The sequence below is a fragment of the Sedimenticola hydrogenitrophicus genome (assembly GCF_025175675.1).
In the GTDB taxonomy this organism is placed as follows: Bacteria; Pseudomonadota; Gammaproteobacteria; order Chromatiales; family Chromatiaceae; genus Sedimenticola; species Sedimenticola hydrogenitrophicus.
Window position 1 is genome coordinate 43165 of record NZ_JANIOA010000022.1, and the last position, 11902, is coordinate 55066.

Here is an 11902-nt window from a genome sequence, read left to right on the forward strand (position 1 = left end):
AATGCAGCATGAGTTTAACCCCCGAATCGGCCCACAACGTGGCCCATGTACTGACCGAGGCGCTACCCTATATCCAGCGCTTCCGCGGCAAGACCGTGGTGATCAAATATGGCGGCAACGCCATGACCGAGCCCGATCTCAAGGACGGCTTCGCGCGCGATGTGGTGTTGATGAAACTGGTGGGCATCAACCCGGTGGTGGTGCACGGCGGCGGTCCGCAGATCGGCAAGCTGCTGGGCCGGCTCGGTAAGGAGAGCGAGTTCGTCCAGGGCATGCGGGTCACCGACAGCGAGACCATGGACGTGGTGGAGATGGTGCTGGGCGGTCAGGTCAACAAGGAGATCGTCAGCCTGCTGAATCAGCATGGCGGTTCGGCGGTCGGCCTCACCGGCAAGGATGGCGGGCTGATTCATGCGCGCAAGCTGGTGCTCAAGCGGACCTCGCCGGAACTGCAGGCCCCGGAGATTATCGATGTCGGGCATGTGGGCGAGGTGGCCAGCATCAACAAGGCGGTGGTGGACATGCTGGTGAGCGGGAATTTCATCCCGGTGATCGCGCCCATCGGCGTGGGGGACGATGGCCACTCCTACAATATCAACGCCGACCTGGTGGCCGGCAAAATGGCGGAAGTGCTGCAGGCGGAAAAGTTGATCCTGCTCACCAATACCCAGGGGCTGCTGGACAAGCAGGGCAATCTGCTGACCGGCCTGACCGCCGGCCGGGTGGACGACCTGATCGCGGATGGCACCATCTACGGCGGCATGTTGCCGAAGATTCGCTGCGCCCTGGATGCGGTCAATGCCGGGGTCAACTCCTCGGTGATCGTGGACGGCCGGGTGAAGCACGCGGTGCTGCTCGAGCTGTTCACCGATCAGGGCATCGGCACCCTGATCAAACGACGCTGAGTCGGGTCGGATGAATCAGAAACCATCCCGCAAGCAGCAGATCCTGGAATCCCTGGCGAGCGAACTGGAGCGCAATCCGGGAGAGCGCATCACCACGGCGGTGCTGGCGCGCTCGGTCGGTGTCTCCGAGGCGGCCCTGTACCGGCATTTCGCCAGCAAGGCGAAGATGTTCGAGGGGCTGATCGGCTTCGCCGAGGAGTCGGTGTTCGTGCGTATCAACCAGATCCTCGAGGGCGAAAAGGAGACGCGCGCCCGCTGTGCCCGGCTGCTCTATCTGCTGTTGGTCTTTTCCGAGCGCAATCCGGGCATCACCCGGGTGCTGCTGGGCGATGCCCTGATCGGCGAGACCGAGCGCCTGCACCAGCGGGTGGAGCAGTTCTTTGCCCGCCTGGAGATGCAGTTGCGCCAGGTGCTGCGCGAGTCGCGGATGCGTGACGGGGATGTCTGCGTGGATGCCGAGAACGGTGCGGCGCTGATGTTGTCGCTGATCGAGGGGCGCATGCACCAGTTCCTACGCACCCGCTTCAAGGTCTCGCCGGCGGCCGGTTGGGAATCCCAATGGGCGATCCTGGAGCGCGCACTGTTTCAGCCGGCAGGTTGAATCCGGCAGTTTCGAAGGGTCGAGAAGCGACGGTTGATCCACCGAGCTAACCCTACCCTTTTGCGTCCAGAGGTAGGATGGGTGGAGCGCCCCCATGAACTCTCCACCGGCTCCCTTTCTGGTGCGCAACCCATCGCGCACCTGCATCCACATCCGAAGATGGGTTACAGCGCGCCGACCGCCGTGAACAGCCGTCAACAGTGGTGCCGCGCCTCCACCCATCCTACATGCTGAACTGGTTTTGCAGGGTCGGGAAGCGACAGCGCATCCACCTAAATAACCACTTCAGTTCGCGGATTGGGCGCGATTGGCTTCAGCCAGGTAATCACGAAAGCCGGTACGGATCTTCTCCACCGGTTCGGATCTGCAGTACTCGTCGCCGCGCGGCGAGGATTTGCATTGCAGGTCCATGAACAGCTCCGCGCCCGGTCGGTCCTTGTGGCGGATACGCGACGCGGTGAGGCTGATATCCTCGTCCTTCAGCGGCGCGGCGGACATGATGATGCTGTCGCTGAGCATCTGCAGGCGGGTGGTGGCATGCTGGCGCACGTACTCTTCCACCTTGATCCAGGCCTGGTCGCAGGCCCGTTCATCCCGGCACACCACCACCGTATCCAGCAGCGAGACGGTTCGTTCCTGGTCGAGTTGCGGGTCGGTATTCTCTTCTTGCAGATTCTTCAGGCTGCGGAAACGGGCCAGATCCTTGGCCGCCCTGTTGCGTATGGCCTCTTTCTCCTGCTCCTTCTGGATGATCGCGGTGTAACTGTCGCGCAGTTGAGTGCGGGTGTTTTCGATATCCTTGAGCAGATTCTCCGAGAGCCGTTGCCCCTGCCGTTCCATCGAGGCCGCGCTCTGTTGCATATCCGCCAAGTTGCCTTTCATCCGCCGGATGTTGCCGCGGATCACCTGGATATTGGAGTCGATGGCCGTCAGTTTGCCGTTGCGCGCCATGAGCAGGTCATCCTCCGTGCGGAAGGTCCGCAGCAGCACCTGGTCCTTGGCCTTCTGCAGCTCGATCAGTCGCTGCTGCTCCGCGCGCAATTTTTCCAGCTCCTGTTCCCGGGCGATCTCCTCCGCAGTCCTTGCGGCCCGGATGCGCTCCACTTCGCGTCCGCTTTCGCTCAGCTCGGAGCGGGCGCTACGCGCGTGCTCCGTGGGTACCCGGTCGGAGAGATGGACGTTGCCCTCTTCGTCCACCCAGCGATAGATCTTGCCTGCCGTGGCCTGGGTGGCGAGGAAGAGACACGCGGCGAGTATTCCGAAGGATAGTCTGTTTGCTCTGCTCATAGGGCTCGGGGGGTCAGGTACTCGGTCTGCGGTGTTTTCGGTATTGCTCACTATCGGGCAGAAAGCGGGTGATGTAAAGCCACCCCCGTCACACCCCGTACTGCTCGCGATAAGCGCGGATCTGCTGCAGAGACTCACCGGCATCCGCTTTCTCCGCCAGGTACTGCACCAGGTGTTCCAGCCGGACAATGGCGGCCACCGGCATCCGGTAGTCGGCTTCGACCTCCTGGATGGCCGAGCGTTCCCCGGTGCCCCGCTCCTGGCGGTCGAGAGCGATCACCACCCCGGCCGGGGTGGCGCCCTGGGCGCTGATGACCTCCATCGACTCGCGGATGGCGGTGCCGGCGGTGATCACGTCATCGATAATCAGGATACGCCCCTCCAGGGGGTGGCCGACGATGCTGCCGCCCTCGCCGTGATCCTTGGCCTCCTTCCGGTTGAAGGCATAGGGGATGTCGATGCCGTGCTGGTCATAGAGTGCGGCGGCGGTCACGGCCGCCAGGGGGATGCCCTTGTAGGCCGGGCCGTAGAGCACGTCGAAGGGGATGCCGGAGTCGACGATCGCCTGGGCGTAGAACTTGCCCAGCCGGGCCAGGCTGGAGCCGCTGTTGAACAGGCCGGCGTTGAAGAAGTAGGGGCTGACGCGGCCGGACTTGAGGGTAAACCGGCCGAAGCGCAACACCCCCACGTCGAGGGCGAAATCGAGGAAATCTTTTTGATAGCTTTGCATGTCTGACTCCAGATACGGGATGCCAGATTGTCCGTTCCCGGCGGCCACGATGCAAGGGGGTCGGTGCTCTGTCAGGGTGAGTGCGGAAAGGGCGGCGTTATCGGGTACAATCGCGCATTTCAGGGCGGAGTGTTCCAAGCTATGGCGACAGGGGAGGGCAGGGACTGGGCGGCAACGCTGCGGGCGTACCGGAATCCGAAGGTGCTGGCCATGCTGTTTTTCGGCTTTTCCGCCGGCCTGCCGTTGCTGCTGATCTTCTCCACCCTGTCGCTGTGGCTGCGCGAGGCGGCGGTCGACCGCTCCACCGTCACCTATTTCAGCTGGGCCGCACTCGGCTACTCCTTCAAATTCATCTGGGCGCCGCTGGTGGATCGGCTGCCGCTGCCGTTGCTGACCGCCTGGCTGGGGCGGCGGCGTGGCTGGCTGCTGTTGGCCCAACTCTCGGTCATCGGCGCCATTCTCTGGATGGCGTTTACCGATCCGGCAGAAAATCTGCATCTGATGGCGTTCGCCGCGGTGCTGCTCGGCTTCTCCGGGGCCACCCAGGATATCGTAATCGACGCCTATCGCATCGAATCGGCGGAACAGGAGCTGCAGGCGCTGATGGCCTCCATGTACATCGCCGGTTACCGGGTGGGGATGCTGGTGGCCGGTGCCGGCTCGCTCAAGCTGGCGGTCTGGTTCGGTGCCGAGGGGGGTTATCACTACAGCGCCTGGCAATGGACTTATATCTGCATGGCGGCGGTCATGTCTGTCGGGGTACTCACCACCCTGCTGGTGGCGGAACCGAAGGTCGATCCGGCACGCCCCGGTGTGTTTCATGGCGCCTCCGACTATGTCCGCTTTCTGCTGCTGTTTCTGCTGGCGGTGGCGGTCTTTGCCGCCAGCTTCTTCCTCGGCGGGGATCTGGTCAGCGCGATCAAGGCCGACTGGCTGGCCACCCTGCCGGGGGACGCCCTGCTGGCCGGCTTTGTCCTCGAAGGCGGGCGCCTGCTGCTGGCCCTGCTGCTGGCCTGGCTGGCCGCCCGTCTCGGCGTGGCGCTGGGGCTGGTGCGTGGCGAGGTGCTGCGCGAGACCTACCTGGAGCCGGTAGCCGACTTTTTCCGCCGCTACCGCCGGGCCGCGCTGCTGGTACTGCTGCTGGTCGGCCTCTACCGGGTGTCTGATATAGTCCTCGGGATCATCTCCAACGTGTTCTACCTGGACATGGGTTTCGACAAGGACCAGATCGCCGATATCACCAAGACCTTCGGCCTGGTGATGACCATCCTGGGCGGCTTCCTGGGCGGTATGCTGACCCTGCGCTACGGCGTGATGCGCATCCTGTTTCTCGGCGCACTGCTCTCCGCCGCCACCAACCTGCTGTTTCTGCTGCTGGCCAGCGGAGGCGCGGATGTGTCGCTGCTGATGCTGGTCATCACCGCCGACAACCTGAGCGCCGGGCTGGCGGGCGCCGCTTTCGTGGCCTACCTGTCCGGTTTGACCCATGTCGCCTTCACCGCCTTCCAGTACGCAATGTTCAGCTCCCTGATGACCCTGGCGCCGAAACTGCTCGGTGGCTACTCGGGTACCCTGGTGGATGCTTTCGGTTACGAACGCTTCTTCCTGCTCACCGCGGTGCTGGGTCTGCCGGTGTTGCTGTTGATCTATCTGGCCAGCCGTTTTGCCGACGCTGAATGAGGAGATCGGTCATGCATCCTGAATTGCTAATCGGAGCGGAGGGCTGGGAGCACGCCGCCTGGAGCGGGTCGTTCTATCCCGATGACCTGCCTCCCGAGTGGCGGCTAAGCTACTACGCCAATGAGTTCCCGCTGCTGCTGGTACCGTTTGAAGTTTGGCGGACGGGTGATGGCGAGCAGTTTCGCCGCTGGCGTGAGGATGTGGCGGGAGGCTTCCGCTTCGTCCTGGATGTCACCGGCATGGCGCTGGAGGACGGGCAGTCCCCGCAACAGCTGCAGTGTTGCCGGTCGGTCCTGGGCGATCGCCTGGCCGGTGGCGTCTCCTGGTCGGCGGGGTCGCCGGCCGACTGTGCGCGGCTGCGTGGCTGGCTGGGGGATGGACGTTTTATGGCGTCGGCGTCGTGGCTGCCGGAGCTGCCGTCGACGGTACGGGTGGCGGCTGACGAAGCGACCCTGTGCGCCCTTATCCCCAGCGAGGCGGCGGCGGATCTCAAGTGGTTGCGTGCGGTGCTGGAGTCGCTCTCCGCCGGGCGCACGGAGACACAGCGCCTGTTGCTGTTTTTTTCCGGAACGCCGCCGCGTATCCAGACGATGCAGGAGGCAGGGCTGCTCTGGCAACTGCTGGCGGGGATGCGACGTTAACGATTGTGCAGTAATTCTAAATTTGGCGAGGTTTAGCCTCGGCATCTCTCGGAAAGGATTCATTTTTAGCCGCGAGGAGTGGTGCAAGAGGAGTGGTACAGGGATGTACCGTTTACGGAGCCGAGGATGCAATGCACCGTTTACGGACCTAAGGATGGAATGAACGCAAATTAACGCGAATAAACTTACTACAACCCCCTCCAGTGGCTTGGTGGGTGCTAGAGGGGTGGGGCATTACGGACCCATTAATTGACGCCGGGCATAATGGCTGGGTGGGACCCTGGAGAACCACGGATTCACACAGATAAACACGGATTCAGGATTCTGATCTCCTATCTGTGTGAATCTGTGTCCATCCGTGGTTCCTTATTAACCGGGTCTGGATAACTAAAGGTTTATTGAAAGGCATATTTAGAATTGCTAAGGATTGTGGATCGGGCTTGACGCTGCTGATTCCAAAAGGTGAGAATGCGCCCTTTGTCTACCTGTGGGCCAGGTGTCCGCGGCTGGGGCAGAAAAATCACGGGGCGAACGGTTGGAGCGTGGATCGGATATGGTGGAATCGGTAGACAGTCAGGTGCCCCTGGTCAGTATTCGGGGGTTGCGCTTCTCCCGTGGCAGCCGGGTCATCTTCGATGGCGTGGATATCGATATCCCGCGCGGCAAGATCACCGCCATCATGGGGCCGAGCGGTACCGGCAAGACCACCCTGCTGAAGTTGATCGGCGGCCAGCTGCGGCCCTCGGCCGGGACCATTCTGGTGGATGGGCAGGATATCCATCGCCTGGGCAACCGGGATCTCTATCGCCTGCGCATGCGCATGGGAATGTTGTTCCAGAGCGGCGCGCTGCTCACCGATATCGATGTGTTCGAGAATGTCGCCTACCCGTTGCGCGAGCACACCAATCTATCGCCCTCGATGATCCGCAAACTGGTGTTGCTGAAGCTGGAGGCGGTCGGCCTGCGTGGGGCGCGCGAGTTGATGCCGAGCGAGCTTTCCGGCGGCATGGCCCGACGGGTCGCCCTGGCCCGCGCCATGGTGCTGGACCCGATGATGATCATGTACGACGAACCCTTCACCGGGCAGGATCCGATCTCCATGGGGGTGCTGGTGGAGCTGATCCGTGCCCTCAACGACGCCAGCCGGTTGAGCAGCATCATCGTCTCCCATGACGTGCAGGAGACGGCGGCCATTGCCGACCTCATCTATGTCATCTCCAACGGCAAGGTGATCGAATCGGGCGGGCCCGAGGCGATGATCAATTCCGAGCTGGCCTGGACCCGGCAGTTCATGCAGGGGCTGGCCGATGGCCCGGTGCCCTTCCACTATCCGGCCGCTGAGCTGGCCGACGATCTGCTGGGGGGCGCATGCTGAATGCACTGGCTCAATTGGGGCGGGTCGGCATCGGCATGCTGGAGCGGCTGGGGCGCGGTCATCTGCTGCTGCTGGGGATCCTGCGCGGACTGCCGGACCTGTTGCCGCGCCCGGGTCTGCTGATAAAACAGATCTATTCCGTCGGCGTGTTGTCTATATTGATTATCAGCGTCTCCGGGCTGTTTGTCGGCATGGTGCTGGGATTGCAGGGCTACTATATTCTTTCCCAGTTCGGCGCCGAGCAGACCCTCGGGGTGATGGTGGCGGCCTCGCTGGTGCGGGAGCTGGGGCCGGTGGTGGCGGCACTGCTGTTTGCCGGTCGCGCCGGATCGGCACTGACCGCCGAGATCGGCCTAATGAAGGCGACCGAGCAGCTCTCGGGACTGGAGATGATGGCGGTGGATCCGATCCGGCGCGTGTTGACGCCGCGTTTCCTTGCCGGCTTCATCTCCATGCCGCTGCTGGCGGCGCTGTTCAGCGCCCTGGGCGTGCTGGGCGGCTACTTTGTCGGCGTCGGCCTGCTGGGGGTGGATGACGGCGCCTTCTGGGCGCAGATGCAGGCCAAGATCGATCTGCACGAGGACGTATTCAACGGCGCAATCAAGAGCGTGGTTTTCGGTCTGGTCTGTACCTGGATCGCCCTGTTTCAGGGCTTTGACGCGGTGCCCACCTCCGAGGGGGTGAGCCGGGCGACCACCCGCACCGTGGTCCACTCGTCTCTGGCGGTCCTGGGACTGGACTTCATATTAACGGCACTGATGTTCGGGGATTGATTGATGATACAAAACAGGACGATTGAGATTCTTGTCGGTGCCTTCATGGCGGCAGGTCTGGTCGCTTTTTTCTTCCTGGCCATGCAGGTGAGCAACCTGAGCGCGTCCAACAACGGGGAAGGCTACGAAGTGACGGCCCGGTTTGACAACATCGGCAGCCTGAAGGTGCGTTCGCCGGTCACCATGGCCGGGGTGCGCATCGGCCGGGTCAGCGAGATCGGTTTTGACCGCGCCACCTATGAGGCACTGGTCAAGATGCGCATCGAGGGCCAGTACAATGTCATCCCCGACGACAGTTTTGCCAAGATCTTCACCGCCGGGCTGCTGGGCGAGCAGTACATCGGCCTGGATCCGGGTGGTAGCGAAAAATATCTGCAGGCGGGCTCCGAGATCACCCTGACCCAGTCGGCCCTGGTGCTGGAGGAGATTATCGGCCAATTCCTGTTTAGCAAGGCAGAGGAGGGTGGATCCGTTGAATAAGCGAATGATTAGCGGCATCGGGCTGGCGCTGGCGCTGTTGCTGGTGGCTCCGGTGGTGGCGTCCGCGAATGCGGAGGAGATCGTGCGCCAGACGTCCGGGGAGATGCTCACCGAGCTGAAGGAGCGCAAGCAGGAGCTGCAGGCGTCACCGGGCAAGATCTACGCCCTGGTGGAGCATATCGTGCTGCCCCGGTTCGACTTCGAACGTATGTCGCAGCTGGTGCTGGGCAAGCATTGGCCGCGCGCCAGCGAGGGTGAGAAAGAGGCCTTCGTGAGGGCGTTCCGGGAGCTGCTGGTGCGCACCTACGCCACGGCGTTGTTGAACTACTCCGGCCAGGAGATCGTCTACCTGCCCTCGCACAAGGCGGAGGACGGCAAGGAGGTGACGGTAAATACCAAGGTGCAGGCCACCGGCGCGCCGTCCATCCCGATCAATTACCGGCTCTATCTCAATGGCGAGGAGTGGAAGGTGTTCGATCTCTCCATCGACGGGGTCAGTCTGGTGTCAAACTACCGCTCAACCTTCTCCTCGCAGATCAAGCGTTACAAGCTGTCGGGACTGATCGAGCGGCTCGAAAAGCGCAATCAGCCGGGCAGCTGATGGCCGCGCCCCAGGCTGTTATCGATGACCAGGGGGTCATGCAGTTGTCGGGTGATCTGGTGTTCGCCCATGTCACGGCACTGCTGGCGCAGATCGAGCGTCTGCTCGGCAATACCAAGGCGGAGCGCCTGGTGATCGACCTCTCCCGGGTGGAGGATGTGGACAGTTCCGCCCTGGCGCTGCTGCTGGAGGTGATGGAGCGCGCCCGGCACCATGGTGTGACGTTGCGGATCCGTTCGCTTTCCGAGGCGCTGCTGGGCATCGCCCGGCTGAGCAACGTGGAGAACCTGTTGCCGCTGGAGGGTTGAAAGGCGTTGCGGCAAGCAAGCAGGCAGATACTCGCTCCGTCCTTAGATGACGTCGCCCTGTCCCCGGCGGGGAGCAATTCTAAATTTGACACGGATAGATTTACCATAACCCCATCCGGTGGTTTGGTGGCTGCCAGAAGGGAGGGGCATTACGGACGAATTCGTAATGGCTGAGCGGGACCCCCCTGGGGAACCACGGATTCACACAGATAAACACGGATTCAGAATTCTGATCCCCTATCTGTGTGAATCCGTGTTCATCCGTGGTTCCTAACCAACCGGGCTGAGATAACTAAACGGCTGTTACGGGTTCGCGCCAGTCCTTCCGGTTTGCCGCTTTTTCTCATAGAATAACCGGTTCCTTTGGGCTTCTCTTCTTCCTAGGCGGTGCCTCTGGTGCCCGAAAAAATGGTTCTTAGATGGATAAACTGATTATCACCGGCGGCGCGCCGTTATCCGGCGATGTACGTATTGCCGGGGCCAAGAATGCCGCCCTGCCGATCCTTGCCGCAACCCTGCTGGCCGACGGGCCGGTAAACATCGGCAATGTGCCCCACCTGCACGACATCACCACCACCATGGAGCTGCTGGGCCACATGGGGGTGAAGCTGGTGGTGGATGAGCGGCTCTGTATCGAGACCGATACCAGCAGTATCCGCGACTTTCATGCTCCTTACGAGCTGGTGAAAACCATGCGCGCCTCGATCCTGGTGCTCGGCCCGCTGTTGGCCCGCTTCGGACGGGCCGACGTCTCCCTGCCCGGTGGCTGCGCCATCGGTTCCCGGCCGGTCAACCTGCACATCGAGGGGTTGCGCGCCATGGGCGCCAAGATCGAGGTGGAGAACGGCTATATCCGCGCCTCGGCCAAGAAGCTGAAGGGTGCCCGCCTGGTCATGGACGTGGTGACCGTCACCGGTACCGAGAACCTGATGATGGCGGCGACCCTGGCGGAGGGGGAGACGGTGATCGAGAACGCCGCCCGTGAGCCCGAGGTGGTGGATCTGGCCCTCTGTCTCAACAAAATGGGCGCCAGGATCAGCGGCGCCGGTACCGATACCATCATCATCGAAGGGGTCGACCGGCTGGTCGGCACCCACTACGACGTGTTGCCGGACCGCATCGAGACCGGCACTTACCTGGTAGCGGCGGCCATCACCGGGGGCCGGATTCGTGTTCGCGATACCCAGCCGGCGCTGGTGGAGGCGATCACCCACAAGCTGCGCGAGGCGGGTGCCGAGATCGAACTGGGTGCCGACTGGATCTCCCTGGATATGCATGGCAAGCGGCCCCGCGCCGTGGATATCCACACCGCCCCCTATCCGGCCTTCCCCACCGACATGCAGGCCCAGTTCACGGCGCTGAACGCGGTGGCCGAAGGGGTCGGCACCATTACCGAAACGGTATTTGAAAACCGCTTCATGCATGTGCAGGAGATGCAACGCATGGGTGCCAAAATCAGGGTGGAAGGGAACACCGCCATCATTGTCGGTGTCAGCCGGCTCACCGGGGCACCGGTGATGGCCACTGACCTGCGGGCCTCCGCCAGCCTGGTGCTGGCCGGTCTGGTGGCGGATGGCGAGACCATCGTCGATCGCATCTACCACATCGATCGGGGTTACGAGAATATCGAGGAGAAGCTGGCGGGACTGGGTGCCCAGATCCGCCGCGTGCCTAAGTAGGCCTTGTCGGGCGACACAGCGGAATTAAGCACGCGATCAAAAATAACTTCCACTTTTCAGCGCCCCCTCATCCCGCCTGGCGGCGTTGCTTGAGCTAGAAAGATCGACATATTCCTGCGCTCAAGCGTCTTGCCAGGCGGGCGATGGAACACTGAAAATGTTAAAGTTATTTCCGACCGAGTCCTGACAGATGAATTTTGACACGCCGATTACCATTGCCCTCTCCAAGGGGCGGATTTTCGAACAGACGCTGCCGCTGCTGGCCCATGCCGGGATCGTGCCGAGCGACGACCCGGAGACCAGCCGCAAGCTGATCCTGGGCACCAATCACCCCCAGGTGAAGCTGGTGATCATCCGCGCCACCGATGTGCCCACCTACGTACAGTGGGGGGCCGCCGACCTGGGAGTCGCCGGCAAGGACGTGCTGCTGGAACATGGCGGCGAGGGGCTGTACGAGCCGCTGGACCTGGAGATTGCCCGCTGCCGCCTGATGGTGGCGGGGGCGCCCGATGCCAGCCTGGAGGGCAACCGCCTGCGCATCGCCACCAAGTACGTGGAGTCGGCGCGACGCTACTTCGCCGCCCGCGGCCAGCAGGTGGAGATCATCAAGCTGTACGGCTCCATGGAACTGGCACCCCTGGTCGGTCTCTCGGACCTGATCGTGGATCTGGTGGAGAGCGGCAACACCCTGAAGGCCAACGGCCTGGTGCCGCTGCAGCACATCGCCGACATCAGCTCCCGCCTGGTGGTCAACAAGGCCTCCTGGAAGATGAAGCACGCCACCGTCATGCAACTGCTCGATGCCCTGCGGGAGGCGACCGCCAAGGCGGCGTAAGCCGACC

The 11902-nt window shown here is 62.7% G+C and carries 13 protein-coding genes; 11 read left to right on the forward strand and 2 right to left on the reverse strand.

Annotated features, from left to right (window positions below):
* Positions 1-8 precede the first annotated feature (8 nt).
* Together argB and slmA are read left to right on the forward strand one after the other, a co-directional pair.
* Positions 9-905 carry an acetylglutamate kinase gene (argB, locus tag NPX02_RS12945; RefSeq protein ID WP_260294076.1) on the forward strand — a complete coding sequence of 299 codons (897 nt, stop codon included), beginning with the start codon at positions 9-11 and terminating at the stop codon, positions 903-905.
* A gap of 10 nt (positions 906-915) precedes the next feature.
* Positions 916-1506, forward strand: coding sequence for a nucleoid occlusion factor SlmA (gene slmA, locus NPX02_RS12950; RefSeq protein ID WP_260294077.1), 591 nt, complete (start codon positions 916-918; stop codon positions 1504-1506).
* A gap of 285 nt (positions 1507-1791) precedes the next feature.
* On the opposite strand, the gene NPX02_RS12955 is transcribed toward slmA, so the two are convergent.
* Both NPX02_RS12955 and pyrE read right to left on the reverse strand, forming a co-directional pair.
* The gene (locus tag NPX02_RS12955) at positions 1792-2793 is read right to left on the reverse strand and encodes a DUF4124 domain-containing protein (protein ID WP_260294078.1); all 1002 of its coding nucleotides are present in this window, start codon (positions 2791-2793) and stop codon (positions 1792-1794) included.
* Positions 2794-2881: 88 nt separating this feature from the next.
* Entirely contained in the window at positions 2882-3523 is a 642-nt protein-coding gene (pyrE, locus tag NPX02_RS12960; RefSeq protein WP_260294081.1) for an orotate phosphoribosyltransferase, read from the reverse strand.
* Between the two features lie 141 nt (positions 3524-3664).
* Between pyrE and NPX02_RS12965 the strand changes: the two genes are divergently transcribed.
* The 9 genes from NPX02_RS12965 to hisG all read left to right on the forward strand — a co-directional run bounded on the left by NPX02_RS12965 (position 3665) and on the right by hisG (position 11895).
* Positions 3665-5203, forward strand: coding sequence for an AmpG family muropeptide MFS transporter (locus tag NPX02_RS12965; RefSeq protein WP_260294082.1), 1539 nt, complete (start codon positions 3665-3667; stop codon positions 5201-5203).
* Positions 5204-5214: 11 nt separating this feature from the next.
* Positions 5215-5844: a DUF72 domain-containing protein gene (locus NPX02_RS12970; protein WP_260294083.1), complete on the forward strand. Its 630-nt coding sequence runs from the start codon at positions 5215-5217 to the stop codon at positions 5842-5844.
* A 553-nt stretch (positions 5845-6397) separates the two neighbouring features.
* Positions 6398-7219 carry an ABC transporter ATP-binding protein gene (locus NPX02_RS12975; protein WP_260294085.1) on the forward strand — a complete coding sequence of 274 codons (822 nt, stop codon included), beginning with the start codon at positions 6398-6400 and terminating at the stop codon, positions 7217-7219.
* Positions 7213-7992, forward strand: a complete 780-nt coding sequence (gene mlaE, locus NPX02_RS12980) for a lipid asymmetry maintenance ABC transporter permease subunit MlaE (RefSeq protein WP_260294087.1) — start codon at positions 7213-7215, stop codon at positions 7990-7992. The genes NPX02_RS12975 and mlaE overlap by 7 nt, the downstream gene beginning before the upstream one ends.
* A 3-nt stretch (positions 7993-7995) precedes the next feature.
* Positions 7996-8472: an outer membrane lipid asymmetry maintenance protein MlaD gene (gene mlaD / locus NPX02_RS12985; protein WP_260294091.1), complete on the forward strand. Its 477-nt coding sequence runs from the start codon at positions 7996-7998 to the stop codon at positions 8470-8472.
* A complete protein-coding gene (locus tag NPX02_RS12990) occupies positions 8465-9073 on the forward strand; it encodes an MlaC/ttg2D family ABC transporter substrate-binding protein (RefSeq protein ID WP_260294093.1) in 609 nt (202 codons plus the stop codon). The genes mlaD and NPX02_RS12990 overlap by 8 nt, the downstream gene beginning before the upstream one ends.
* On the forward strand, positions 9073-9381 hold the full coding sequence (locus NPX02_RS12995; protein ID WP_260294095.1) for an STAS domain-containing protein: 309 nt from the start codon (positions 9073-9075) through the stop codon (positions 9379-9381). The genes NPX02_RS12990 and NPX02_RS12995 overlap by 1 nt, the downstream gene beginning before the upstream one ends.
* A gap of 419 nt (positions 9382-9800) precedes the next feature.
* Positions 9801-11060, forward strand: a complete 1260-nt coding sequence (gene murA / locus NPX02_RS13000) for a UDP-N-acetylglucosamine 1-carboxyvinyltransferase (protein ID WP_260294098.1) — start codon at positions 9801-9803, stop codon at positions 11058-11060.
* 190 nt (positions 11061-11250) lie between these two features.
* Positions 11251-11895: an ATP phosphoribosyltransferase gene (hisG, locus tag NPX02_RS13005; protein ID WP_260294100.1), complete on the forward strand. Its 645-nt coding sequence runs from the start codon at positions 11251-11253 to the stop codon at positions 11893-11895.
* Positions 11896-11902 lie beyond the last annotated feature (7 nt).